The organism is Rhodanobacter sp. B04, assembly GCF_002001125.1.
In the GTDB taxonomy this organism is placed as follows: Bacteria; Pseudomonadota; Gammaproteobacteria; order Xanthomonadales; family Rhodanobacteraceae; genus Rhodanobacter.
This window is the reverse complement of record NZ_MUNV01000008.1, coordinates 230,837-256,342: the sequence shown is the minus strand read 5'-3', so window position 1 is coordinate 256,342 and position 25,506 is coordinate 230,837. Positions and strand designations below refer to the sequence as shown.

Sequence of the window (25,506 nt, the reverse complement as noted above, 5' to 3'; positions counted from 1 at the left end):
CATGGCACTGACATCAAGAAGGAGACCAAGACCCCGATCTCAACCCCGATCTGAGCTAACCTGCAGCACGAACGGGTGGCTCACTTTTCGATGAAAAACCCGGCTCAGTTTTCGGCGGAAATCAACAGTGCGGCCAGCAAACCGGCGGCGACCGCGAAGGCCAAACCGAGGCATCGAGCAAAGAAAGCGATCCAATGAGTTTCAGCAACGATCTGCATCGCCGAAGTGAGAATTGTCGCCTACTTCGATGCATAGCTTTATCTGCCCAGCATTTCTCGCTGCGCAGGTTTGGCTGTTTACATTCCCAGCTGTAGAACTTTATCAGCGCCATTTGCGGAGGATTTCTGCCGTGGACGTAGAGGTTTCTCTGCCGAGAACAAGACCAGAAGCGGATAAACGTGCCTTGAGAAGTCGGCACATGCCGCGAGGGCAAGGATAACTACAATCAAGAATTTCGCATAATGTATATTATGTCAAATAAAAGATTGCGGAAATTCTTGCAATTTGACGTACCCGTCGCTTGGTTGCGCGCTTTCTGCAAAGGACTGCACATATGAGCCGCACCCGCACACGCCTGATCGGCTGGACATACGACGATGCCCGTCAAGAAATCCGCATTCCCAGCGGGCACGTCATCCCACTCATCGAAATCGCGCAACGCATTCAAAACGACCTTGCCTGCTGCTACAACTTCGGCGGCGCGTGGTCAGGTTGGCGAATGCGCGGCAGGTTTCTCTATGCACCAGGGATGAAACGAGGCGGCGGCGCATTGTCGCCTCAGAACTGGCAACGCTTTGTGGCGTTCTGTGACGAACTAGACCGCGAAGAACTCCGAGAAGTCAGATTGCCAGCGCAACGCATACCGCTGCGTCTGGTGCGTTGAAAGATCGACAAATCGGGATCTAAAAGCGGTGGCTCGATTGAGCGTCACCACTACAACGCACATGCACGCCGCCCACAACCAAAGGCACGATCACAGTTGAGCCGCCCTGATCCGACGTGCGATAAAGCACGCCGTCGGCGCCGGAACACTTGTAGCCAGTTGGAAGAGGCTGGCCATACCGGTAATACACATCACCGGGTAGCCGGTAAGAAAGCGAAGACCGATGAGAGCCGGTATAGATGACAGGCCGAGGTGAAACCGGGTCATTCGCCTGATGCGCGATCCAAACCAGCGCTCCGACCAACAAGAAAAGCACCGGCGTGCCGAGCCACAGAAAAGCATTGATTCCCTTCATTCCCTGCCCCTGCTCGCACCATCTTCCGACGACATGCTGCCGCAAAGCGTTACGACATAAGGGTTGCCAGAATTACTATCCGCCAGCATTGTCGTATGCAAAATCAAAACTAGGCAGTAACTTGTCATCTGATCCCCGGCGTCGTGCGTTGGACTGACTTTAGCCGTTATCAACCATGGCCTGTGGTTGCCGAACGGATCTGCCTGCACCCGACGTGGCTGATGGAAATAAACGGTTATGTGGATCGTCAGAATCGCGCTGGAACGCCCGCTTACGTTCATCGTTCTGGCCTTGCTGTTGCTGATACTCGGCCCGCTCGCGATTCTGCATACGCCTACCGACATTTTTCCGAACATCAATATCCCGGTCGTCTCGGTGGTGTGGCAATACAACGGCCTGCCTGCCGAGGACATGAACAACCGCATCGTCACCGGTTTCGAGCGCGCGATCACCACCACGGTCAACGATGTCGAGCATACCGAGACGCAGTCGCTGAACGGCGTCGGCCTGGTCAAGGTGTTCTTCCAGCCGAACGTCAACATCGACATGGCGGTCGCGCAGATCACCTCGATTTCGCAGACGGTGCTGCATTCGATGCCGCCGGGCGTGACGCCGCCGCTGGTGATCGTCTACAACGCGTCCAGCGTGCCGATCCTGCAGTTTGCGCTGTCGTCGAAGGATTTGTCCGAAGCGACCATCTTCGACGACGCCAACCAGATCGTGCGCACCTTCGTCACCGCCGTGCGCGGTGCTGCCACGCCCTACCCGTACGGCGGCAAGCAGCGCCAGATCGAGGTCGATCTGAATCCGCAGGCACTGCTGGCGCATGGTCTGTCACCCAACGACGTGGTCACGGCGATTGGCGCGCAGAACCTGATCCTGCCTGCAGGCACCGAAAAGATCGGTGATATCGAGTACAGCGTCAGGTTGAACGGCAGCCCGCGGCAGATCAGCGACCTCAACAACGCACCGATCCGTACCGTCAACGGCATCACGACCTACATCCGCGATGTGGCGCATGTGCACGACGGCTCGCCGCCGCAGACCAATATCGTGCGCGTGGATGGTCAGCGCGCGGTGCTGATGTCGATCCTGAAGATCGGCAATGCCTCCACGCTGGATATCGTGGACAGCCTGCGTGGGATGCTGCCGAAAATCCGCGAGGCGATACCGCAGAACCTGAAGATCCAGGCGTTGTCAGACCAGTCGCTATTTGTGCGTGCCGCGATCTCGGGAGTGATTCGCGAAGGCGTGATCGCGGCGGCGCTCACCGGGTTGATGATCCTGCTGTTCCTGGGCTCGTGGCGTTCCACGCTGATCATCGCGATCTCGATACCGCTGTCGATCCTGGCCTCGATCATTGCGCTGTCGGCGTTGGGCGAAACCATCAACATCATGACCTTGGGCGGTCTTGCACTGGCTGTCGGCATCCTGGTCGACGATGCCACGGTGACCATCGAGAACATCAATTCGCATCTGGAACAGGGCAAGGAGGTCTACGACGCGATCATGCAAGGCGCGCATCAGATCGCGGTACCGGCCCTGGTTTCCACCTTGTCGATCTGCATCGTGTTCGTGCCGATCTTTTTCCTGGGCGGCGTGGCCAAGTACCTGTTTGCGCCACTGGCGGAGGCAGTGGTGTTCGCGATGCTGGCGTCGTACGTGCTGTCGCGGACACTGGTGCCGACACTGTCGCTGTACTGGTTGAGAAAGCATATGCATGGGGAGCAAGCAAGCAAAGGCCCCCTCGCACGCTTTCAGCTGGGCTTCGAACGACGCTTCGAGAGGATACGCGACAGTTATCGCGGCGCACTGGAAACCGCCGAAGAACACCGGGGACTGTTCGCCATCCTGTTCTTCAGCAGCTGTGCGCTCTCGGTGGCCTTGCTGGTGCCTTGGCTGGGACGCGATTTCTTCCCGTATGTCGACGGGGGCCAGATCAAGCTGCATTTCCGCGCCGAAACCGGCCTGCGCATCGAGGAGACCGCGCGCCTGGCCGACGGCATCGAGAGCGTGATCCGGCAGACCATTCCCAGGAGCGAACTGGTCAGCATCGTCGACACGCTTGGCCTGCCCTACAGCGGCATCAACCTGTCCTACAGCAATACCGGTGTGGTCGGCACATCCGATGGCGACATCTTCGTCAGCCTAGGCGACGATCACCACCCGACCATCGATTATGTGCGCAGCTTGCGACAGCGCCTGACGCAACGGTATCCCGGCGTGGTCTTCTCGTTCCTGCCAGCGGACATCGTCAGTCAGATTCTCAATTTCGGTTCACCGGCGCCGATCGACGTACAGGTCAGCGGGCGCGATGCGGAAACCACCGCCAAGGTCGCCAATGAACTGCATCGCCAGCTGTTGCACGTGCCCGGCCTGGTGGACCTGCGTCTGCAACAGGCGTTGAACCTGCCGCAGATCGACGTCAACGTCGATCGTACGCGTGCCAACCTGGTCGGCCTTACGCAACAGGATGTGGCCGGCAACCTGCTGACCGCACTGGCTGGCTCCTCGCAGGTCAGCCCGACCTTCTGGGTCGATCCGAAATCCGGCATCAGCTACACGATTGCCACGCAGGCGCCGCAGTATCGACTCGATACCTTGCAGGCATTGAAGACGCTGCCGATCACCAGCGAAGGCACTGCCGCGGCCGCCGCGACAAGTACCAATGGCGGAGCCGGCACGAGTGGCATGCCGAGCCAGATACTGGAAGATGTCGCCACGTTCTCGCGCAGTACGGGTCCTGCCATCGTGACCCACTACAGCACGCGGCCCACCATGGATCTGTTTGCTGCGGTCGATCGCACCGACCTGGGCAGCGTGGCGACCGATGTGCAGCGTATCGTCGACGGTTATTCGAAGCACCTGCCGCGTGGCGTCGACATCGACATACGCGGCCAGGTGCAGACCATGGCTGCGTCGTATCGTGGCCTGATCGGCGGCCTTGCATTCGCGATCGTGCTGGTCTACCTGCTGATCGTGGTCAATTTCCAGAGCTGGGTGGATCCGTTGATCATCATCGCAGCCCTGCCGGCAGCGCTGGCCGGGCTGGTCTGGATGCTGTTCCTGACCGGCACGCCGCTGTCGGTTCCGGCGCTGATGGGTGCGATCATGTGCATGGGCGTCGCCACCGCCAACTCGATCCTGGTGATCAGTTTCGCGCGCGAGCAGCTCGACCGGCATGGCGATCCGGTCAAGGCTGCCATCGAGGCCGGTTTCGCACGTTTCCGCCCGGTGCTGATGACCGCATTCGCGATGATCATCGGCATGGTGCCGATGGCGCTGGGACTGGGTGAAGGCGGTGAGCAGAATGCGCCGCTGGGGCGTGCCGTGATCGGCGGCCTGGTGCTGGCGACCGCGGCCACGTTGTTCTTCGTACCCACGTTCTTCAGCCTGTTGCACCGGCGTCGCCAGGCGCGCCTCAACGCCGCCGTCGCCTGAGATCCGATCATGCCCACTCCCAACGTTTCCTCTCCGCAGCGTGCTCCCAGGACATCGCATCGCGCGCGACTCGTGCTCATCGTGCTCGGCATCGTGCTGATCGTGCTCGCCGCATTCGGCATGATCGCGCGCATGCATGCGCGCCATGTGCTGAGTTTGGATACCGATCGGAGTGCCATCCCGACCGTGGCAACGCTGACGCCGCAAGCTGCGCCCGAGAATCAGGATTTGACGCTGCCAGGCACGGTCAAATCCTGGCAGGACGCGCAGATCTATGCGCGCACGACGGGCTACGTGAAGAAGTGGTACGTGGATATCGGTTCGCGGGTGAAGCAGGGGCAGCGCCTTGCCGACCTCGACACGCCTGATGTCGACAACGAGCTCCTGCAAGGCCAGGCGCAAATGCGTACCGACCAGGCGAACGAGAAGCTGGCCAAGGTCACCGCCGATCGCTACGAGGCGCTGGTCAAGCAAGGGCTGGTCGCCTTGCAGACAGGCGACCAGTACGTCGCCCAGCTGAACGCCGACATCGCGACGGTGGAGGCGGACCGCGCGAACGTGGCCAAGCTCCGGAACATGGAGGAGTTCAAATACATCAGCGCGCCCTTCGCCGGGGTCATTACCCAGCGCAATCTGGATGTTGGTGCGCTGGTCGACGCCGGCTCGACGGGCAGCGATCTTTTCGTGATCGCCGACACGACCAAATTGCGCGTGTTCATCGATGTACCGGAAAGCTACGCGAACAGCGTGCGCATCGGCACGCCGGTCACGGTGACCTTGAGCAGCTACGGCACCCAGCCATTCACCGGCACGATTGCCCGTACCGCGGATGCGCTGGACTCGAGTACGCGTACCTTGCGCACCGAGATCGACGTGGACAACGCGGGCCAGGCGCTGGTCCCTGGCGTGTATGCCAACGTCAAGCTGGCGCTTTCGACCGCCACGCACAACTTCGTCGTGCCGGCCAATACCCTGCTGTTCCGCAGCGAAGGGCTGCGCATCGCGCTGGTCGATGCACGCCGGCGCGTTCACCTGCAGCCGGTCACGCTGGGCCGCGATTTCGGCAACACCGTCGAGGTGACCGGAGGTCTCGATGCGAACATGCGCATCATCCTCAATCCGGCCGATTCGCTGTATGAAGGCGAGCAAGTGAACGTCGCCACGCACGCCCAGTGAGCCTCTCGTTCCATCCGCAGCTTCAGGCGGGAGTTGGTTCAGCCTCCATGAAAGCCCCATCAGGGGAACAGGCTTGTCACGTCCGCCACTTCGCGTTCATGCTAGAAAGGTCGGCAGGTCGTATCGACGAGGCCTGTTACTGCGCGACTACAGGATGGTTTGCCCATGAGTGTCACCAGCCCCGCCGAACGTGACGAGCTGAACAGGCTGTTGATACAGACGGGTCGCAACGACCAGAAAGCCTTTGCCGAACTCTACAAGCGCACCTCGTCCAAGCTGTTTGGGGTGTGCCTGCGCATGTTGCGCGACCGAGGCGAGGCCGAGGAAGTGTTGCAGGAGACCTACACCACGGTATGGCGCCGTGCCGCGGGCTTCGATGCAGCCAAGGCCAGTGCGATCACCTGGCTGGTTACGCTTTCGCGCAACAAGGCGATCGATCGCCTGCGCCAGCATCGCGAGGAACTGCTGGACGAGCCATCCAGGCTGGAAGAAACCGTCGACGAACAGCCCACACCGGCGGCCGATGCCGAAACCAGCCAGGAATACCGCCGCCTTGAGCGTTGTCTCGATGAACTGGAGCCGCAACAGCGAAGCTCGGTGCGTGAAGCCTTTTTCACCGGCGCTACGTATAACGAATTGGCGACACGCTGCAGGGTGCCGCTCGGAACCATGAAAAGCTGGATCCGTCGCAGCCTGATGCAACTTCGCACGTGCCTCGACCAATGAACACACCAGCCGACGACGGCAACAACAATCTGCGCTACGCCGAGTACGTGCTGGGCGTGCTGGATGCCGACGCACGCGCTGCGGTGGCCCATGAAATCGAGACCACGGGCGAGGCCGCCACAGCTGTTGCCCTGTGGCAGCGCCGCCTGATGCCGCTCGCTGACACTATCGACGAGGTCACCCCTGCCCCGTATGTATGGGCACGGATCCACGATGCGCTGCAGCTCGATGCGCCGGCCAGGGTCCAGCCACGCAAGGGGCTGTGGGACAACCTGCAGCTGTGGCACTGGCTCGGCATCGGCGCCAGCGTGGTGGCCGCCACCCTGGCGGTGGTGGTGTCCCTGCCCCGTCTGGCGCCCACTGCGATTGTCGTCAACGCAGGTTACATGGCTTCGACAATCCAGCAGGACAATGGCTCCACCGGCTGGACTGCCACCATGGATCTGCAGCACGCGCGGATGGTCGTGGTGCCGGCGACGCCGGTGGCCTTTGCCCAGGGACGCGCACCCGAACTATGGCTGATTCCGGCTGGCGGGAAGCCGATATCCGTCGGCATGATCGCGCGCGACAAGCCCACTACGCTGGCTCTTGACCCAGCTCTGCTGGCACGACTTGGACCGACCGCAGCGCTCGCAGTTTCCGTGGAGCCGCTTGGCGGTTCACCGACCGGCCAACCCACTGGCGCGGTCGTCGCCAAGGGCGCGATCAGCGTTGCGCCGGATGGCGGCAGCAAGGTTGCCATGACCGGAGATGGGCGGGCGGATCAAGCCCGGGGTCGGTCGAGCCAGGCCTGATACTTTCATGAGCAAGGCCTTGGCATGGGCCGGCGCAATCCGCGCCCGCAGCGCCATGGCGGCGCGCCGGGCAGCGAATAGGCGCACCATGCTGCGCGCCGGATGAATCCGAAACCCACCGTTCGTCGTATGAAGCCAAGGTAGAGCCATGCCGGCAGGCGGGCTTTCGCTTGGGCGTCACGAACGGGAAGTTGCGTATGATGAAGCACAACAACGCTGGCGCCGAGGTATTGCCTTTCGGGGCAAAACGATCCGTGAATCATGCCATCAACACCACGGCTCCCGATGCGCGTTACTGGTCGGCGCAGATGTCTGCGGTATCGACCCAACGCGACCGCACCAGCTTCATGCGCATCTATGATCATTTCGCGCCGCGCCTGCAGCGCTATCTGCGTAATCTGGGCGTGTCCGGTCCGGTGGCCGACGAGTTGGTGCAGGACGCGCTGCTGACTTTGTGGCGCAAGGCTGCCATGTTCGATCCGGCACGGGCCAGCCTGGATACTTGGCTTTATCGGGTGGCGCGCAACCTGTACATCGACCACGTGCGGCGCGAGCCGCACTGGTTGCCGATCCAGGAAGGCCTGGACCGGCTCGATCACGTCGAATCCGGACGGCTCGACTCCCAGCCCGAGTCATTTTTCGACCAGGACATCCTGAAGCAGGCAATCGATCGCCTTCCGCCCGTGCAGGCCAAGCTGGTCCGCATGTGTTATCTCGAAAGCAAGAGTCACGGCGAGATTTCCCGTGAACTCGACATGCCGCTGGGTTCGGTCAAATCCTCGCTGCGGCGCGCGTTTGCGAAACTGCAGGGCAGCATGAGGGCCCCGCGATGAAACCGAACCATCATCTGGACGACGCCACCTTGCTCAGCTATTCCTCCGGCGCGCTGCCGGCGGCGCTGGCGGTGGTCGCCTCCACGCATCTGGAACGCTGCGCGACTTGCCGCATGCGCCTGCTCGACGCCGACCGGATCGGTGGCGTGCTGGTGCAGCAGCAGCGCGTCGACGCGCCGGCGGACGATGCGCGCGCCGCCATGCTGGCGTTGCTGGATGCCGAACCGGCGATCGAGCAGGTGGCGCCGCCGGCGGACATCGTGGAAGAGCACGATCCTGATCGACTGCCCAGTGCGCTGCACCCATGGTTCGGCAACTCCATGCGCGCACTGCGCTGGCGCCGTGTGGCGCCCGGCGTGCAGCGGATCCGCGCCACCGGCATCAATGGCGGCGACCTGATGCTGCTGCGCATCGCGCCGGGCAGCAAGCTGCCGCTGCACAGTCACGGCGGCAGCGAACTGACCATGATCCTCGACGGCGCCTACGACGACATGCTCGGCCACTTCGGTCCCGGCGACGTGGCCGATCTGGATGGCGAGATCCAGCACCAGCCGGTGACCTCGCCGGGGGTGCCATGCATCTGCGTGGCAGCCACCGATGCGCCGCTCAAGTTCTCCGGTTGGGTCGCCCGCACGCTGCAACCGCTGTTCGGATTCTGAACTCGGTGCTTTTTCGACGCAGCGCGAGCCGATGAACACGGCGCTGGTGCTGTTCCGGCGCGACTTGCGCCCGGCCGACAATCCCGCGTGGAGCGCGGCATGTGCGGCTGCCCACTGGCAGCCGGACGAAGCCGGTGCGCGGGAGCTGCTGGATATCTTCGGCGACGATGCCATCGGCGACTATGCACACACGCGCGACCTGCCCTCGCGCCATGGCACCGCGCGGCTGTCGCCGCATCTGCACTTCGGCGAGATTCAGTCGCGCTGGCGAGCGACCTTGAGCTGTTGAACTGCGCGCTGCGGCCCTGGTGCGAGATGTCGATGCATGCCGCGGTGCCCTCATGCATCAGCTGCTGCGATACGGGCATTTTCAAGTACTTCCGGGCGCGGTCCGCTGGCCAGGCACAGGCGCAGCATGCAGCCGCCGATGGCCTGCGTGGTGGTGAAGACCGACGGCAATGCCACTGCCGCCAGCGCCAGCATCGGCGTACCCAGCCAATAGGCCCAGCGGCGCCACGCATGCGGCGACTGCTCGCCCAGCACGGGGCGCACCACGCCGGGGCGCAGGCTGGTGTGGGCGATGCCGGTCTGCCGCAATGCCTGTTCGGCTTCACCCTTCACCCTTGTCGGCATCAGCCGGCTGTGCGGGTCCGCACCGAGCCCTGACACGTAGGCGAGGTAGCCCGCCGGATTGGATGCCGCGTAGGCTTTCGCCACGCGGGCCAGCACGCCGACGGTAGCTTCGCGGTACGCCGCTTCGGACATGCCCAGCGGCAGCGGGCCGGCACAGTAAAGACAGGCGTCGAGTCCGCGCAGGTCGAGGCCGGCAAGTGACGCCGCAGAGAAGTCCGTCACCTGCAGGACGCGCATCTTGTTGTCCGCCACCGCGAGCGGGCGACGCACCAGCGCGGTCAGCTGCGTCACCTCGGGCGCGCGGCGCACCACCTCCAGTACGCCCTGGCCGACCAGGCCGGTGGCGCCCACCAGCAGGATGCGTTTGCCCATCATGGCAGCGCTCCCCGGCGTCCCCGGCAGGCCCGCGAAAAATGGCGGACCTCCTCCCAGTGCGCGGCCCATTTGCGCCGCCACTGGAACGCACGCCCGCAGGTCGCACAGGTTTTTTGCGGCAGATCGGCTTTCTTGCGCATGCGTGCCATGCCGGAGACCGTTACCTGGATGCCAGCGTGCTGCGCCCGCCGTCCGCGCCGAACACCTGGCCGGTGATCCAGTCGGCATGTGCGGACAACAGGAACGCAGCCAGCTGCGCGGCATCGTCGGGTTTGCCCAGCCGCCCGAGCGGGTGCATCGCCGCCACCGACTCGCGCAGGCGCGGGTTGGCGGTGATGCCCCGGGCCAGTGGCGTGTCGGTCAGCGACAAGGCGATGGCATTGACCCGGATCGACGGCGCCAACTCCGCGGCCAGCGCGCGGGTGAGCCCTTCCACGGCCGCCTTGGCCATGCCGACGGATGCGTGCAGCGCAAAGCCCAGCGAAGCCGCCACCGAGGAAAACAGCACGACCGCGGCCCGCTCCGGGCCGGCGCGCAAGGCCGGCATGGCGGCCTGCACGGCCAGTGCCGCGCCGGCGGCATTCAGCCGGAAGTCCCGGTCCAGGTCGGCAGGCGTGAGCCGCGCCAGCGGCTTCAGGTTGATGCTGCCCACCGCATACACCAGGCCGCACAGCTCCGGTCCGGTCTCGGCCATCACCCGTGCAAACGCATCGGGCTCCAGCACATCGGCGGCGGTCCAGGTGGCGTCCAGCTCGAGCGCAAGCGCCTGCAGGCGTCCGGCATCCCGTGCAACCAGATGCAGCGGGTGGCCCGCCGCAGCTAGCTGCCGCGACAGGCAGGCGCCCACGCCCCCGGTCGCACCGTAGATCAGGAATTTTCCGGCCATGTGACGAACAACCTCAGCTTGCATGCAATGTGATTCCACGTACGCGGCCTGCGCGCGAATGGATGCACGGCGTTCCGGTTCCGGCGATGCATCCGGATGCGGCGTGCTTGCATAAAAATCTTTTAGGTCCGCGATGCATGCCCCCATGCGCATCCTTTGCCCTCCCGCCACAGCCTGCCTCCTGGCTGCACCCGGGCCGACACAGCGATCCGCCGGGTGTATGGCTGCGGGTGAGGGGCCGCTTCGTGCGGGCGAAGACATGAGCCTGGCCCGTATCCTCTCCGCCGCGAGTCCTGGCCCTGAGCGGAAGCGCCCCATGCGCGGCCGCACGGGTGGCTTGCTCGGCCTGCTTCTGCTCGCGAATGTGGGCTGGTGCGGACAGGCTCCGCCGACGCGCCCCGCCTTCGATCGCGCCTCGCTGCAGGCGGACCTGGATGTCTTGCAGCAGGCCTACCATGAACCCGCACTGCACCGACCGAAAGATGGACCGCCACGATGGCCTGCGGCACGCCGACGCGGGGCCACCATCAGGTCGGTGCACGCCGCTGCGCCCGCGCCAGCGGATCCATCACGTGGCGCCATAGCGGTGGCAGCAGGGCCAGCACGAACATGCCGGCATAGCCCGCCGGTAGTTGCGGGCTGTCGGGATGATGCAGCAGCGACTGGTAGCGGCGGCGCGCCTGCGCATGGTGGTCGGAGTGCCGCTGCAGGTTGAACAGCAGCCAGTTGGTGTACCGCTGCGACGCGTTCCAGGAATGCAGGTGGCTGACGCGTTCATAGCGGCCCGATGCCAGCAGCTGGCGTTCCAGTCCGTAATGTTCGATGTAGTTAATGACTTCGAGGGTGGCTGCCGCGACCACGCCCTGAGCCAGGAAGAACAGCAGGCCGCGGGCGCCGCCGAGGCCGGCAAAGAAGCCCATGAACGCCAGCCACAGCGCATACCATGCGACCATCTCGTTGCGCCACGACCACGCCGCCTGCCCGCGTCCGCGCAGCCGTTGCGCTTCCAGCCGCCACGCATTGCGCACGTTGCGCCACAGCGCCCGCGGCACGAAGGCGTAGACCGATTCGCCCAGCCGCGCCGAGGAGGAATCACCTGGGGTCGCCACGTGCAGGTGATGTCCGCGGACGTGCTCGATCTTGAAACCCTGGTAGCCGACGCTGGTCAGCAGCACACCACCCAACAGCGGTTCCAGCCGCCCGTTCTTGTGGACCAGTTCGTGCGCGGGATTGATCGCCAGCACGCCGCCGATCACCCCGGTCGACAGGATCCAGCCGAGCATCCCCGGCGGCCCGAGCGGAAGCTTCATGAACTGCCATGTACACCAGGCCAGCGTCGCCAGCCACAGCGGCAGAACCAGCAGCGTCAGCATGCGAAAGCAGGCCTGCTGCTCCCGCTGCCTGCACTCATCGGGGGTCGCGGGGTTGGCGGTTTCACGGCCGAACAGCGTATCCAGCCACGGCACGATGCCAAAGATGAAAAACAGCGGAAACCATGCCGCGAGATTCAGCGGCAAGCCCAGTTTCGCCAGCGCCGGCGTACCCAGCGGCAACAGGGCTGTCGAAAAAGCCAACACAAAACCGGCATCACGCAAGCGCATGCGGCGAGTCTACCCACAGCATGCCGTGCGTGCACCCATGGCTGCCATGCAGGGTGGCCGCATGCGCGCGCCGGGCCGGGGCACGATCGGACGGCAGGCCCTCGCCTGCGCCCGCGACTGGCGGATCAGTCCAGTGGCGCCGCCATCACGAGCTGGTCGACCGGATAGCCGCGTCGCCGGGCACGCTGCTTGATCTGGTCGAACAGCGTGCGACTCATGCTCGGGCGGCGCGACAGCACCCACATGTACTGGCGGCTGGGGCCGCCAACCACCGCCCACTGATAATCGGCATCCAGATCGACGCCCCAGTAGTCCGCCCATGCCATCGGCAGCCACGCCAGCCATGCCGGCGCGAAACGCACCCGCAGGGCCGCCGGCTTCCCTTCGACTGTCCGGGCCACGCCGTTGGAGGCATGCGTCGAGCCATCCTTCACGCGGCATGCATTGCGGACGGCGATCGTGCCGTCTGGGTTGGGCGTATAGGTCGCCGTGATCCTGTCGACACACTTGCGCTGGAAAAACATCGGCAGATGGCCGATTTCATGCCATTGGCCCACATAGCGCGATAGGTCGAACATGGCGACCGGTTGATCGGGCAGCGCTGCACCGGCCATCGGCGCGGCGGCGGCCATCATCGTGGCGGCAATCAACCAGTGGAACATGCGCCTCTCCCGAGGCGGGAACATCCCCGCAGTGCGCTGCAGCTTGCCAGCGCATTGGTGGCGCGACGGTGAATGGCTGCGGATGGGCGCATGACGGCAACGGATTCAACCGGCTTGCGATGTCAACGCACTGCGACCGGCAACGACACGCTCCTTCCATGATGCCGATCCTTTCAACGGCGATGATCGCACCGCAGGCACCGGGTAGTGGATCAAGACGAGGACTGATCGGGTACGCCTGGCGACGTACGGTCGTGTCCTGCGCCGACTCGCGCCCCGCGTGGACTGCATCCAGCCGACCCGCGATTGCGTATGCGGGGCATGAGATGCCGGGCGCTGTCCGCAGCGACCCGGGCCGGATGCAAGGCAATCGCAAACCAGGCACACGCATGATCCTGCCCCGAATACTCACCCTCGCCGCGCTGCTGGCCGCCCTGCTCCTCGGCGCTGGTGCGCATGCCGAGCCACCGATCCAGCGGGTCAAGCAGGTAGACCTGTCGCGCTACATGGGCCGTTGGTACGTGATTGCCTCCATTCCCAGCCGGGTCGAGCGAGGTGGCCACAACGCGGTCGAAACCTACCGGCTGCAAGCCGACGGCACGGTATGCACCTGGTTCCGGCTGCGACCCGGCAGCTTCGATGCGCCAGTCAGACTGATCCGTTCCACCGCGTCGATCATTCCCGGCAGCGGCCAGGCGCAATGGAGCGTGCACCTGTACTGGCTGCTGCGCCTGCAATACCTGGTTGGCTGGCTGAGCCCGGATTACAGCCAGGTCATGGTGGTGCGCGACGCCCGCGATTATCTCTGGTACATGGCGCGCTCGCCGCAGGTGTCCGACGCCGATTACCTAGGGATGCTGGCACGCGCCAAGGCCATGGGCTATGACCCCGCAAGAATCGAGAAAGTCCCGCAGCGCTGGCCCGAACACGTCGCGGACAACCAGACTTTCGAGGGAGCCTGCCCATGAAATACCTCGTCCTGCTGTTGGCCTGGGCCATGCCCGTGGTCGCATGGCTCTCCAATGCCGGCGTGTTTGGCCCGACCAATGGCGCGATCTCGGACCAGTACCCGACGCTGATCGTGGCGGCCGGCTATGCATTCGCGATCTGGGGCCCGATCTTCGTGCTGGACGTGGTCTACGGCACCCGGCAGTACCTGGACCGCACCGCCGATCGGGTGTTGCGGCGCATCCGGCCACTGACGGCGACGGGCTTTGCGTTGACCTCGCTGTGGATGATCGTGTTTTCGCTGCAGTGGTTCTGGCTGGCGCTGGCGATCATCTGGCTCAGCCTGGCCTGCCTGCTCGGCGCGGCCTGGCAGGTCTCGCATACCGCCAGCCACCCGCGTGGCCGCTGGTGGCAATGGCTGCCGCTGTCGCTGCACGCGGGCTGGGTATCGCTGGCGGTTTTCCTCAATCTGGCGCAGGTGATCGTGGCCTTCCGGCTGCTGTCGGTCAGCCACATGCTGCCGTGGACGCTGGCGCTGCTCGTGCTGACCGCCTTGCTCGTGCTCACCGCGATCGCTCGCCTGCGCGGCAATCCCTGGTACGCGCTGGCGGTGCTGTGGGGCCTGGTCGGCGTGTACGTCGCGCAACATGCATCGAACCTCGACGGCGCGGCCATCGCGGCCGACGCCGCGCTGGGGCTTGCCGCCACGACGCTGGTTGTCTCGCTGTGGCACCTGTTGCGCCGAGCTGCGCCGGCGAAGCGCAGCGGATACTGAGGCGGACGCAGACGATGAGCCGTTTGCGGCTGTTGCTGGGCGACCAGCTGAACATCCGGCACTCGTGGTTCGCGAGCGTCGATCCCGACGTGCTCTACGTGCTGATGGAGGTGCGCCAGGAAACCGATTACGTCCTGCATCACGCGCAAAAGATTCTGGCGATCTTCGCCGCGATGCGCGATTTCGCGCGGCAACTCGCCGCGCGTGGACATCGGGTGCACTACCTGGCGATCGACGATCCGGACAACCTGCCGTCGCTGACGGCCAACCTCGACCGCCTGCTCGGGCAACATCGGATCAAGACCTTCGAGTATCAGGCGCCGGACGAGTGGCGGCTGGACCGGCAACTTGCCGACTACGCGCAGGGCCTCGGCCGGCCGTCATGCATGGTGGACAGCGAGCATTTCCTGACCCGCCGCGACGAGGCCGCGAGCTTCTTCGCGACACGTTCGCGCTGGACGATGGAGCCGTTCTACCGGCACCTGCGCGGCGCGTACGACGTGCTGATGGAGGCATCCGGGCGCCCCGCGGGAGGACGCTGGAATTTCGATACCGAAAACCGCAAGCGCTGGCCGGGCCGCCCCGCCGAGCCGCCAGATGTGCGCAAAACCCACGACCACCGCGAGCTGTGGGCAGTCATCACCGCGGCCGGCGTGCGCAGTTTCGGCGCGCCGCATGCCCACGACTTGCGCTGGCCACTGAACCGCGACGAGGCGCTGCAGCAGCTCGATGCGTTCGTGCAGCATGCGCTGCCGCATTTCGGCGACTACCAAGACGCGATGAGTGCCGACGCCTCGCGCCTGTTCCACTCGCTGCTGTCCTTCGCGCTCAACGTCAAGCTGCTCTCGCCACGCGAGGTGATCGACCGCGCCCAGGCGTGCTGGCAGGCAGGCGCTGCGCCGCTGGCCGCCGTGGAAGGCTTCATCCGGCAGATCCTGGGCTGGCGCGAGTATGTGCGAGGCGTGTACTGGGCGCGCATGCCGGGCTACGCCGGGAGCAACCATTTCGGCCATGGGCGCGCCTTGCCCACCTGGTTCTGGACCGGCACCACGTCGATGAACTGCCTGCACCAGGCGATCAGCAAGTCGCTGGAGCAGGCCCATGCGCACCACATCCAGCGGCTGATGCTGATCGGCAATTTCGCCCTGCTGGCGGGGCTCGATCCGCAGGCGCTGCACCGCTGGTACCTGGGCATCTACATCGACGCCTTCGAGTGGGTGGAACTGCCCAATACGCTGGGCATGAGCCAGTTCGCCGATGGCGGCCTGCTGGCCACCAAGCCTTATGTCTCCGCTGCGGCCTACATCCACCGGATGGGCGATTACTGCACGGGCTGCCGCTACCGGCACAACCAGCGCCACGGCGAGCGGGCCTGCCCGTTCAACGCGCTGTACTGGGATTTCCTCGCGCGCGAGCAAAGGCTGCTCGGCGGCAATCCGCGGCTGGCGATGCCGTACCGGCTGCTCGAGCGCATGCCTGCCGCCGAGCGGTCGGCCCTGCGCGAGCGGGCGCAGGCGTTGCGGCAAAACCTGGAAACCCTCTGACCACGGAGGCAACGGCGGCATCCAAAATCGGCCGCGATTCGTATCAAGGCGTTCTCTCGCGTGCTACGGCTGGCAACGCCAGGGAGCATTACCCATCGAATGCCAAGCCTGCCTACCGCGAGAGTCATGCCATGTCACCACCGCTGCGAGAGATGCTCCAGATCCAGCGTCCCGCCCAGAGCCAGCCATCGCAACGCATCGCCGAACGACTCCGCGCCGCCGGCGTCCGTTTCCACGCCAATGACAACATCGTCGACCACTTGCAACCGGGCGAGCTGGAGGAGCTCGAGCACGAGGTCGCCGGCAAGGCGCAGGCCCTGCTGCAGTCGCTGGTGATCGACGTGGAGCGCGACCACAACACGCGCGACACGGCACGCCGGCTGGCCAAGATGTTCGTGCGCGAAGTGTTTGCCGGGCGCTATCAGCCGGCCCCCTCCGTCACCGAATTTCCCAATGTCGAGCAACTCAACGAGCTGATCGTGGTGGGCCCGCTGCGCATTCGCAGCGCCTGCTCCCATCACCTGTGCCCGATCATGGGACGCGTCTGGGTGGGCGTGCTGCCGCATGCGCGCTCCAACCTGATCGGCCTGTCCAAATACGCGCGGCTGATCGACTGGGTGATGAGCCGCCCGCAGATCCAGGAGGAAGCAGTCAGCCAGATCGCCACCCTGCTCGAACAGCGCCTGCAGCCCAATGGCATTGCCGTGGTAATGGAGGCCGACCACTTCTGCATGCATTGGCGCGGCGTGAAGGACGACGGTTCGCGCATGACCAGCAGCGTGATGCGTGGCGCCTTTCTCGATGATCCAGCGCTCCGCCGGGAGTTTCTCAGCCTGTTGCGGCAGCGAACAGAATGACGATCCGGACTGCCCCTGCCTCCCCCGCTGCAGGCAGCTCTTGCTCGCATGCCCGCACTCCCTCTGCACGCGGCCAGCGTCGGCCCGCAGCAGGCGCAGCCGCAGCTGTTAGCGCAGGCCGAACCTGGACGGCATCGCGTGACGCAAGATGCCATTTGGATTCCACGGGAGCGCGACCATGCCATCGGAACTGATGTGGCTCAGCTGGTCGATTGTGCTGGGTCTGGTACATGTGCTGGTCGCCGCCGCGATGGGAACATCGCAGCGCGGCCTGAAGTGGAATGTCGGCAATCGAGACGGCATCAGCAAACCGCTGACCGGGATGGCCGCGCGCGCCGAACGCGCAAACCGGAATTTTCTGGAGACCTTCGCGTTTTTTGCCGCCGCCGCGCTGACGGTGGTGCTGGCGCACAAGTCGGCAGCCTCGTCGGTATTGGGTGCGCAGGTCTACTTCTGGGCGCGTGTCGCGTATCTGCCCATTTACCTCGTCGGCATCCCCTACCTGCGTACCCTGGCATGGGCAGCGTCGTTATGGGGCATCCTGCAACTGATTGAAGCGTTGCTCTGACGCTGGCGACGGCAGCATCGCGTTCGGTCAGGAGAGATATCGGGGCAGCATGTCGCGTCGGGCGCAAGACGCGGTGGGTTTCGAGGCACGACCGCCCGAGTGCCGGCAGCGCCCCCTGCATCGGGGACGACTTCGTCACGGGGCAACGCAGGTTCGCGACCGGCTTCATGGTTGCTGCATCCATTCGCTGCCGCAGCCCGTATCTGTTGACGGACCCTCCGGAAAACCACGATGGACATGCCCCGCAAATCCGCCAGTCTCGTGCAGTCGATACACCGACTGCGCCAGTGGTTCGACACTGACGGCGCCACGCTGTCCGAGGATGATCCACGAGCTGATCGCATCGACTGGTTGCGCGCGGCGCCGTTCATGGCGATGCACCTGGCCTGCCTCGGGGTGATCTGGGTCGGCGTCTCGCCGATCGCGGTGATCGTGGCGGCAGCATTGTATGCGGTGAGGATGTTCGCCCTGACCGGCTTCTACCATCGCTATTTCTCGCATCGCACGTTCCAGACCTCGCGCAGCGTGCAGTTTTTGTTCGCACTGATCGGTGCCTCCTGCGTACAGCGCGGACCGCTCTGGTGGGCAGCCCATCACCGCAACCATCATCGGCACGCCGACACCACGCGCGACCCCCATTCGCCGGGCGTGTGGGGCTTCCTGTGGAGCCATGTCGGCTGGTTCCTGACCCCGCGCAACTTCCGCACCGACCTGTCGCGCGTGCCGGACCTGGCGAAATATCCGGAGCTGCGCTGGCTGGACCGCTATGACATCGCCATCCCGGTCGTGCTGGCCGTGGGCCTGTATGCGCTCGGCGTGCTGCTGCATCACGTCGCGCCGCAGCTCGGTACCGGCGGCGGGCAGATGTTGATCTGGGGTTTCTTCGTCTCGACTACCGTGCTGTTCCACGCCACGGTCACGATCAACTCGCTGGCGCACCGCTTCGGCAAGCGCCGCTTCGACACCAGGGACGACAGCCGCAACAACGTCTGGCTGGCGCTGCTCACTTTCGGCGAAGGCTGGCACAACAATCATCATTTCTTCCCCGGTTCGAGCCGGCAGGGTTTCCGCTGGTGGGAGGTCGACCTGACCTGGTACGGGTTGAAATTGATGTCGGTGCTGGGGCTGGTGCGCGGGTTGAAGCCGGTGCCTGCCTGGGTGCTGACCAAGGCGAGGAGCTGAACCATGCGCGTTGCCGTGGTGGGATCAGGTATCGCGGGACTGGCATCGGCATGGCTGCTGTCGCGCAAGTTCGATGTGACGCTGTTCGAGGCCAACAGCTATTTCGGTGGCCACACGCATACGCATGAGGTGATGCAGCACGGTCGCGCATACCGGATCGATAGCGGCTTCATCGTGCACAACCCGAGTCATTACCCGCTGCTGACGCGGATGTTCAAGCAGCTGGGCGTGGAGTCGCGGCCGACCACGATGAGCTTCTCGGTGCACAACGAAGCCAGCGGGCTGGAATACAACGCCGCCACGCTGGATACGCTGTTCTGCCAGCGTCGCAACCTGTGCTCGCCACGCTTCATCGGCATGGTGCGCGACCTGACGCGCTTCTATCGCGAGGCGCCAGCGCTGCTGGATTCGCCAGGAGAGGGCCCGACGCTCGTCGACTATCTCAGCGAGCACGGATACGGTACTGCCTTCCGCGACGAGCATCTGGTGCCGATGGCGTCGGCGCTGTGGTCCTCGCCGGCCACGCAGATCCTCGGCTTTCCGGCCCGCTATCTGGTGCAGTTCATGGCGAACCACCAGATGCTGCAGCTCAGCGACCGCCCGCAATGGCAGGTGGTACGCGGTGGTTCGTCCAGCTATGTGCAGGCGTTGCGTGCGCATTGGCCGGTACGCGAACGGCTGAATTGCGCGGTACGTTCGATCCGCCGCCATGCCGATGGCGCCGTCGTGGAAAGTGCCGCAGGCATCGAGCACTTCGACCAGTTGATACTGGCCTGCCACAGCGACCAGGCACTGGCCCTGCTGAGCGACGCGAACGAACGCGAGCAGGCCATTCTCGGCGCCATGCCTTACCAGGCTAACGACACCGTGCTGCACACCGACGCCAGCGTGCTGCCGGTGCGTCGCAAGGCGTGGGCCGCGTGGAATGCATGGGTGCCGCGCGACCCCGGCGAAGCCTGCACCGTCAGCTACTGCATGAACCTGTTGCAGGGTATCGACTCGCCCGAGCCCTTCGTGGTCACGCTCAACCGCACCGCAGCGATCGATCCGGACAAGGTGCTCGCACGCATGCAATATCACCACCCGGTTTACAGCCACGCTTCGGTGGCCGCGCAGATGCGCAAGGCCGAGATCCAGGGGCAACGACGCACCTGGTTTGCCGGTGCGTACTGGGGCTGGGGTTTCCACGAGGACGGCATGCGCAGCGCGGTCGAAGTCGCTGAAGCACTCGGCGTGCGCTGGCCGGCGGGCACGGCGTCCCTCCATCTGGTGAAACCACGTGGACAGGAGATGGCGGCGTGAAAGCCGACGTAGCAGTCCAGGCGACTGCGCCGCTGGCGAGCGCCGTCTACGAGGGCGTGGTGCGCCATCGTCGCCTCGTGCCCCACGCGCATGTCTTCGATTACAAGATGGCCCAGCTTTATCTGGATCTGGACGAAGTCGATCGCGTGTTCAAGCAACGCTGGCTATGGTCCAGCGAGCACGGCAACATCGCGCAGTTTCGGCGCAAGGATTACCTCGGCCCGGTGGAACTGCCGCTGGCAGAAGCCGTGCGCCAGCGCGTCGAGCAGGCCACCGGGCATCGGCCGGTCGGGCCGATCCGCCTGCTGACCCATCTGCGTTACTTCGGCTACGTGTTCAACCCGGTCAGCTTCTACTACTGCTACGCCGAGGACGGCGTGACCCTGGTCTGCATCGTGGCCGAGATCACCAACATGCCGTGGCACGAACGCCATGCGTATGTGCTGCCGGTCGAGACCGCACGGATGCATGGACGCGCCATGCACTGGAGCTTCCCCAAGACCTTCCACGTATCGCCCTTCATGCCGATGGCGCGCGAGTACGACTGGCGCTTCACCGCGCCGGCTGATGATCTCAATGTGCACATGGACGTCCTGCGCGACGGCCAACGCGAGTTCGACGCCACCCTCACTCTGCAGCGACGTCCACTGACCGGCGCCTCGCTCGCCCGCGTGCTGTGGCGCTATCCGCTGATGACAGCCCAGATCGTCAGCGCCATCCACTGGCAGGCGTTGCGACTGTGGCTGAAGCGCAACCCCGTCCACGACCATCCGCAACCGCTTTGAGGCCCGCATGAACGCTATCGTCAAACCCGGTGTTACCGAATCCGCTGACGTCACGGCCCCCTCGGCAGGTGCGCGTTTCCTGCGCCAACGCCTGCTCGCGCAGATGGCCGGTCTGCGGCATGGCCGGCTGGTAGTCCAGGATGCGCTGGGTACGGTCGAGCTGGGCACGCCAGCGACGCAGCACCCGGATCTCACCGTACACATCGAGGTGCTCGATCCCGCGTTCTATCGTGCTGTTGCCGCCAATGGCAGCGTCGGCGCCGGCGAGTCCTACATGGCCGGGCAATGGCGCTGCAGCCATCTGGTCGGCCTGATCCAGTTGCTGGTGCGCAACCGCGACTTGCTCGACGGCATGGAGACCGGGCTGGCCCGGCTCGGCGGCATGGCGATGCGCGCCTGGCATGCCCTGCAGCGCAATACGCGCACGGGCAGCCGCCGCAACATCGCCGCGCATTACGATCTCGGCAACGATTTCTTCGAACTGTTCCTGTCGCCGGACCTGATGTATTCCTCGGCAATCTGGGCCGGCGTCGACGACACGCTGGAGGCTGCCTCCACGCGCAAGCTGGAACGCATCTGCCGCAAACTCGACCTGCAGCCGACCGATCACGTGATCGAGATCGGCACTGGTTGGGGTGGTTTCGCGCTGTACGCAGCACAGCATTACGGCTGCCATGTCACCACCACCACGATCTCGCGCGAGCAGCATGCGCTGGCCAGTGCACGCGTCAACGCTGCCGGCGCAAGCGACCGCGTCACCTTGCTGCTGAAAGACTATCGTGACCTGGATGGGCGATACGACAAGCTGGTATCGATCGAGATGGTCGAGGCGATCGGCGCGCCTTACCTCGATACGTATTTCGGCCAGCTGGGCCAGCTGCTCAAGCCCGATGGACTGGCGCTGCTGCAGGCCATCACGATCGAAGACCATCGCTACGCGCAGGCCTTGAAGTCGGTCGACTTCATCAAGCGCCATGTGTTCCCCGGCAGCTTCATTCCGTCGATCAGCGCCCTGCTCGCCGCCAAGACCCGCAGCAGCGATCTGGCCTTGGTCCAGCTGGAGGACTTCGGCGAATCCTATGCGCGCACCTTGCAGGCATGGCGCGAACGTTTCATAGCGCATCTGTCGCAGGTACGCGCGCAGGGTTTCGACGAGCACTTCATCCGCATGTGGGAGTTCTACCTGGCGTATTGCGAAGGCGGCTTCCGCGAGCGCTCCATCGGGGTGGCGCATCTGCTGCTGACCAAGCCCGGCAACCGCCGACCTGCCCTGCTGCCCGAGCTCGGGACTCCTGCATGAAATTCTGGATCAGCCTGATCGGCTATCAGCTGGTCTGGTTCAGCGCCGTGATCGGTGCCGAACACGGACTGGCGTGGCCCGGGGTTGTCGGCATGCTGGTATATGCGGCATGTCAGCTGGGTATTGCACGCCGCTACAAGGCCGATCTGTCGTTGATGGCGACGGCGATCGTGATGGGATTCCTGCTCGATGGCGGATTGATCCGTGCCGGGCTGGCCAGCTACGCGGCTTCGTGGCCGTCCGCAGCCTTGGCGCCGGCATGGATTCTCGCATTGTGGGCCACCTTTGCGCTGACCTTCACGCAATCGCTGGCCTACCTGCAGACACGCCTCTGGTTGGCGGCATTGCTGGGCGCCGTTGGCGGTCCGTTGGCCTACCTGAGCGCAGCCCATGGCTGGCATGCAGTGACCTTGGTCGATCCCAGCTGGCGTGGCTTGCTGTGCCTGGGGATCGGTTGGGGCCTGGCCACGCCGGCACTGGCGTGGCTGGCCAGACGCGGGACAACCACGACGGCACCCGTCTCCATCTCCCTGCAAGGTCACACACCATGAACCCATGGATCCAATTGGGCTGCCTGTGGCTGCTGGCGGCCTTGATGATGAGCCTGGGCTGGCTGTGGCAACGCCCACGCGCCAATGCGGGCATCGTCGATGTGCTGTGGGCCAGTGGCGTAGGCGGCACGGCGGTTTTCCTTGCGGTATTCGGCGATGGCGCCGCATGGCCGCGCGCGACCTTGGCCGTGCTCGGTGGCTTGTGGGGTACGCGGCTCGCCAGGCATTTGTGGACACGCGTTCGCGGCGAGCCGGAGGATGGCCGTTACCAGAATCTGCGCGCGCATTGGAACGGCAATCAGTTCAAGTTCTTCCTGTTCTTCCAGTTCCAGGCCTTGCTGGTCGTGCTGTTCGCGTTGCCGTTCCTTGCGGTGGCGCGCAATCCCGACGGCCTAGATCCGTGGACTCTGGCAGCGATCGCGATCTGGCTGGTCAGCGTGATCGGCGAAGCGATCGCCGACCGCCAACTTGCGCGCTTCCGTGCCAACCCCGCCAATCGCGGGCGCACCTGTCGCGATGGCCTGTGGCGTTACTCCCGTCACCCCAACTATTTCTTCGAATGGATCCACTGGTTCGCTTACGTCTGCCTCGCGTTGGGCTCGCCCATCGCGTGGCTGGCCTGGTCGGGGCCGCTGGTGATGTATGTGTTCCTGCGCTGGATCAGCGGCGTCCCGTATACCGAGACGCAGGCGCTGCGCAGCCGCGGCGAGGACTACCGCGCCTATCAACGCAGCACATCGATGCTGTTTCCCTGGTTTCCGAAGAGGATCGACCCATGAATGCCCATGCCGCCGCCGGCGACGAACTCCCCCAGGAACACCCCGCCAGCGGGCTGCTGGGTCTGGCCGAGCGTGGCCGCTTGCCCGACGCCCTCTTGCGGCAGGGCATCCGGCGCATGTGCGCGCAGCGCCTGCGCGAGGAAATGACGGGTGGACTGGATCAGCAGGCGACCCGTTTTGCCGAGCGCATCGACATGCTGCGGCACAGCCCGGTGGCCATCCATACCGATGCCGCCAATGCGCAGCACTACGAACTGCCGCCGGCCTTCTTCGAGCTGTGCCTCGGCAAGCGCCTGAAGTATTCGGGCTGCTATTACCCGCGCGGCGACGAGTCGCTGGACCAGGCCGAAGAGGCGATGCTCAAGCTGTATGGCGTGCGTGCCGAGCTGGCGGACGGCCAGAAGATCCTCGAACTCGGCTGCGGCTGGGGTTCGCTCACGCTGTGGATGGCCGAACGCTATCCGAACGCGAAGATCGTCGCGGTCTCGAACTCGAACCAGCAGCGCGAACACATCGAAGCGCAGTGCCGCCAACGTGGCCTGTTCAACGTGCGCGTGATCACCCAGGACGTCAACCGGCTCGAACTGGAAGCCGCGCAGTTCGATCGCTGCGTGTCGGTCGAGATGTTCGAGCACATGCGCAACTACGAGATCCTGCTCGGTCGCATCTCGAGCTGGCTGCGGCCTGGCGGCAAGCTGTTCGTGCACATCTTCGCGCACACGACTCTGATGTACCCGTTCGAGACCGCGGGCGAGGACAACTGGATGGGCCGGCATTTTTTCACCGGCGGCTTGATGCCCGCCTCCGACACCCTGCTCTGGTTCCAGCGCGACCTGCGGATCGAGCAGCGCTGGCACGTCGATGGCACGCATTACCAGCGCAGCGCCAATCACTGGCTCGCCAATCAGGATGCGCGCAAGGATCGGGTGATGGCCACGCTGATCAAGGCGTACGGCACCAAGGCCGCACCGCTGTGGTTCCAGCGTTGGCGCATGTTCTGGATGTCCTGCGCGGAGTTGTTCGGCTACGCCGATGGCCAGGAGTGGCTGGTCGCGCATTACCGGTTCGTGCGCCCCTGACGGCTCGGGCCACTCTCACCCCTATCGGAGTTGTTCCATGCATCTGTCCAGAGCACTCATGCTGGCTTGCAGCCTCGGGCTGGCCAGTACCGGAGGCTTCGCCAACGAACTGCCGCCGATCAAGCCCGTCGCGCACGTCGACCTGCCCCGTTTCATGGGCAGGTGGTATGTGATCGCCACCATTCCCACGCGCTTCGAAAAGGATGCCTCCAATGCGATCGAGACCTACAAACTGCAGCCGGACGGCAACGTGTACACCGCGTTCCGCTTCCGCAACGGTTCGGTGGACGGCCCGCTGAAGGCGATCCATTCCACCGGCTTCGTGAAGGCGGACAGCGGCAATGCCGTGTGGGGTGTGCAGGTGTTCTGGCCGATCAAGGCGCAATACATCGTGGCCTATCTGAAAGAGGACTACAGCCAGACCATCGTCGCCCGCGATGCACGCGACTACACCTGGGTGATGGCGCGCACCCCGAGCATTCCGCAGGCGGACTATGACCAGCTGCTGGCACGCGTGAAGGCGCTGGGATACCCCGTGTCGAAGATACGAAAAGTGCCGCAGGCGTGGCCGGAAACCATTCAGTGACGCGAGGGTGCCGAGTCCTTTGACATCAGCCGCGCGCAGCTGGCCGAGTCGCTGCTGCGGTCTTGATCAGGGCCAGCCAGTCATAGCCATCCTTCGGCTGGATGCCGGTCTTCTCTTCCGCGTCATCGAACCGTGGCGGGCGGCCACCATCCCGGGCGCCCTCGAAATCGGTACGCTTGCGTTGCAGCAGTGAACTGAGGTGATGCTTCATCCTGGCAATCCTGTT

General features: G+C 64.7%; 27 protein-coding genes and 1 pseudogene. 21 read left to right on the top strand and 7 right to left on the bottom strand.

The genetic code is table 11. From position 1 onward, the window contains the following. The first annotated feature begins 553 nt into the window (after positions 1–553). Positions 554–883: a hypothetical protein gene (locus tag B0E46_RS17285; RefSeq protein ID WP_139350464.1), complete on the top strand. Its 330-nt coding sequence runs from the start codon at positions 554–556 to the stop codon at positions 881–883. A gap of 19 nt (positions 884–902) precedes the next feature. Here the strand turns inward: B0E46_RS17285 and B0E46_RS17280 are convergent, their stop codons facing one another. Further along, entirely contained in the window at positions 903–1,238 is a 336-nt protein-coding gene (locus tag B0E46_RS17280; protein WP_139350463.1) for a cytochrome c-type biogenesis protein CcmH, read from the bottom strand. 237 nt (positions 1,239–1,475) lie between these two features. Here B0E46_RS17280 and B0E46_RS07825 point away from each other — a divergent pair, with 237 nt between their 5' ends. The 7 genes and pseudogenes from B0E46_RS07825 to B0E46_RS17275 all read left to right on the top strand — a co-directional run. After that, complete coding sequence (locus B0E46_RS07825) at positions 1,476–4,679, top strand: efflux RND transporter permease subunit (protein WP_077555202.1); 3,204 nt, start codon at positions 1,476–1,478, stop codon at positions 4,677–4,679. 9 nt (positions 4,680–4,688) lie between these two features. Then, a complete protein-coding gene (locus tag B0E46_RS07820) occupies positions 4,689–5,855 on the top strand; it encodes an efflux RND transporter periplasmic adaptor subunit (protein ID WP_077555201.1) in 1,167 nt (388 codons plus the stop codon). Between the two features lie 165 nt (positions 5,856–6,020). Continuing rightward, on the top strand, positions 6,021–6,581 hold the full coding sequence (locus B0E46_RS07815; protein WP_077555200.1) for a sigma-70 family RNA polymerase sigma factor: 561 nt from the start codon (positions 6,021–6,023) through the stop codon (positions 6,579–6,581). Beyond that, positions 6,578–7,375, top strand: coding sequence for an anti-sigma factor (locus tag B0E46_RS07810; protein ID WP_077555199.1), 798 nt, complete (start codon positions 6,578–6,580; stop codon positions 7,373–7,375). Before B0E46_RS07815 ends, B0E46_RS07810 begins: the two co-directional genes overlap by 4 nt. A gap of 254 nt (positions 7,376–7,629) precedes the next feature. Then, positions 7,630–8,208 (top strand): sigma-70 family RNA polymerase sigma factor, encoded by a 579-nt coding sequence (locus B0E46_RS07805; protein ID WP_254425084.1) that lies wholly within the window; start codon positions 7,630–7,632, stop codon positions 8,206–8,208. Further along, positions 8,205–8,867, top strand: coding sequence for a ChrR family anti-sigma-E factor (locus B0E46_RS07800; protein ID WP_077555198.1), 663 nt, complete (start codon positions 8,205–8,207; stop codon positions 8,865–8,867). Before B0E46_RS07805 ends, B0E46_RS07800 begins: the two co-directional genes overlap by 4 nt. Before the next feature lie 112 nt (positions 8,868–8,979). Then, positions 8,980–9,138, top strand: a pseudogene (locus B0E46_RS17275) (deoxyribodipyrimidine photo-lyase); the annotation flags it as partial. Between the two features lie 68 nt (positions 9,139–9,206). On the opposite strand, the gene B0E46_RS07790 reads toward B0E46_RS17275, so the two are convergent. The 5 genes from B0E46_RS07790 to B0E46_RS07770 form a co-directional block, all read right to left on the bottom strand. Further along, on the bottom strand, positions 9,207–9,875 hold the full coding sequence (locus tag B0E46_RS07790) for an oxidoreductase (RefSeq protein WP_139350462.1): 669 nt from the start codon (positions 9,873–9,875) through the stop codon (positions 9,207–9,209). Then, on the bottom strand, positions 9,872–10,015 hold the full coding sequence (locus B0E46_RS07785; protein ID WP_217316332.1) for a DUF2256 domain-containing protein: 144 nt from the start codon (positions 10,013–10,015) through the stop codon (positions 9,872–9,874). The genes B0E46_RS07790 and B0E46_RS07785 overlap by 4 nt, the downstream gene beginning before the upstream one ends. 20 nt (positions 10,016–10,035) lie before the next feature. Further along, positions 10,036–10,761, bottom strand: coding sequence for an SDR family oxidoreductase (locus B0E46_RS07780; protein ID WP_077555194.1), 726 nt, complete (start codon positions 10,759–10,761; stop codon positions 10,036–10,038). Between the two features lie 527 nt (positions 10,762–11,288). Beyond that, complete coding sequence (locus B0E46_RS07775) at positions 11,289–12,362, bottom strand: alkane 1-monooxygenase (protein WP_077555193.1); 1,074 nt, start codon at positions 12,360–12,362, stop codon at positions 11,289–11,291. A 125-nt stretch (positions 12,363–12,487) separates the two neighbouring features. Then, positions 12,488–13,024 (bottom strand): lipocalin family protein, encoded by a 537-nt coding sequence (locus B0E46_RS07770; protein ID WP_077555192.1) that lies wholly within the window; start codon positions 13,022–13,024, stop codon positions 12,488–12,490. A gap of 389 nt (positions 13,025–13,413) precedes the next feature. On the opposite strand from B0E46_RS07770, the gene B0E46_RS07765 reads away from it, so the two are divergent. The 13 genes from B0E46_RS07765 to B0E46_RS07705 all read left to right on the top strand — a co-directional run bounded on the left by B0E46_RS07765 (position 13,414) and on the right by B0E46_RS07705 (position 25,280). Then, complete coding sequence (locus tag B0E46_RS07765) at positions 13,414–13,992, top strand: lipocalin family protein (RefSeq protein WP_077555235.1); 579 nt, start codon at positions 13,414–13,416, stop codon at positions 13,990–13,992. Then, the gene (locus B0E46_RS07760; protein WP_077555191.1) at positions 13,989–14,747 is read left to right on the top strand and encodes a hypothetical protein; all 759 of its coding nucleotides are present in this window, start codon (positions 13,989–13,991) and stop codon (positions 14,745–14,747) included. Before B0E46_RS07765 ends, B0E46_RS07760 begins: the two co-directional genes overlap by 4 nt. Positions 14,748–14,761: 14 nt before the next feature. Beyond that, positions 14,762–16,291 (top strand): cryptochrome/photolyase family protein, encoded by a 1,530-nt coding sequence (locus tag B0E46_RS07755; protein WP_077555190.1) that lies wholly within the window; start codon positions 14,762–14,764, stop codon positions 16,289–16,291. Positions 16,292–16,422: 131 nt separating this feature from the next. Then, a complete protein-coding gene (gene folE, locus B0E46_RS07750; protein WP_077555189.1) occupies positions 16,423–17,148 on the top strand; it encodes a GTP cyclohydrolase I in 726 nt (241 codons plus the stop codon). Between the two features lie 178 nt (positions 17,149–17,326). Further along, complete coding sequence (locus tag B0E46_RS07745) at positions 17,327–17,716, top strand: MAPEG family protein (protein WP_077555188.1); 390 nt, start codon at positions 17,327–17,329, stop codon at positions 17,714–17,716. Between the two features lie 231 nt (positions 17,717–17,947). Beyond that, a complete protein-coding gene (locus B0E46_RS07740) occupies positions 17,948–18,898 on the top strand; it encodes a fatty acid desaturase (RefSeq protein ID WP_139350461.1) in 951 nt (316 codons plus the stop codon). A 3-nt stretch (positions 18,899–18,901) separates the two neighbouring features. Next, complete coding sequence (locus B0E46_RS07735; RefSeq protein ID WP_077555187.1) at positions 18,902–20,200, top strand: FAD-dependent oxidoreductase; 1,299 nt, start codon at positions 18,902–18,904, stop codon at positions 20,198–20,200. Further along, a complete protein-coding gene (locus B0E46_RS07730) occupies positions 20,197–20,985 on the top strand; it encodes a DUF1365 domain-containing protein (protein ID WP_077555186.1) in 789 nt (262 codons plus the stop codon). The genes B0E46_RS07735 and B0E46_RS07730 overlap by 4 nt, the downstream gene beginning before the upstream one ends. Positions 20,986–20,992: 7 nt before the next feature. Continuing rightward, positions 20,993–22,285 (top strand): cyclopropane-fatty-acyl-phospholipid synthase family protein, encoded by a 1,293-nt coding sequence (locus B0E46_RS07725; RefSeq protein ID WP_077555185.1) that lies wholly within the window; start codon positions 20,993–20,995, stop codon positions 22,283–22,285. Next, entirely contained in the window at positions 22,282–22,836 is a 555-nt protein-coding gene (locus B0E46_RS07720) for a DUF2878 domain-containing protein (protein WP_077555184.1), read from the top strand. Before B0E46_RS07725 ends, B0E46_RS07720 begins: the two co-directional genes overlap by 4 nt. Continuing rightward, the gene (locus B0E46_RS07715) at positions 22,833–23,615 is read left to right on the top strand and encodes a DUF1295 domain-containing protein (RefSeq protein ID WP_077555183.1); all 783 of its coding nucleotides are present in this window, start codon (positions 22,833–22,835) and stop codon (positions 23,613–23,615) included. The genes B0E46_RS07720 and B0E46_RS07715 overlap by 4 nt, the downstream gene beginning before the upstream one ends. Then, on the top strand, positions 23,612–24,694 hold the full coding sequence (locus tag B0E46_RS07710) for a cyclopropane-fatty-acyl-phospholipid synthase family protein (RefSeq protein ID WP_077555182.1): 1,083 nt from the start codon (positions 23,612–23,614) through the stop codon (positions 24,692–24,694). The genes B0E46_RS07715 and B0E46_RS07710 overlap by 4 nt, the downstream gene beginning before the upstream one ends. A 37-nt stretch (positions 24,695–24,731) precedes the next feature. Continuing rightward, positions 24,732–25,280: a lipocalin family protein gene (locus B0E46_RS07705; protein ID WP_077555181.1), complete on the top strand. Its 549-nt coding sequence runs from the start codon at positions 24,732–24,734 to the stop codon at positions 25,278–25,280. Between the two features lie 25 nt (positions 25,281–25,305). Here B0E46_RS07705 and B0E46_RS07700 read toward each other — a convergent pair whose 3' ends face one another. Continuing rightward, positions 25,306–25,491: a hypothetical protein gene (locus tag B0E46_RS07700; RefSeq protein ID WP_077555180.1), complete on the bottom strand. Its 186-nt coding sequence runs from the start codon at positions 25,489–25,491 to the stop codon at positions 25,306–25,308. Positions 25,492–25,506: the final 15 nt, after the last annotated feature.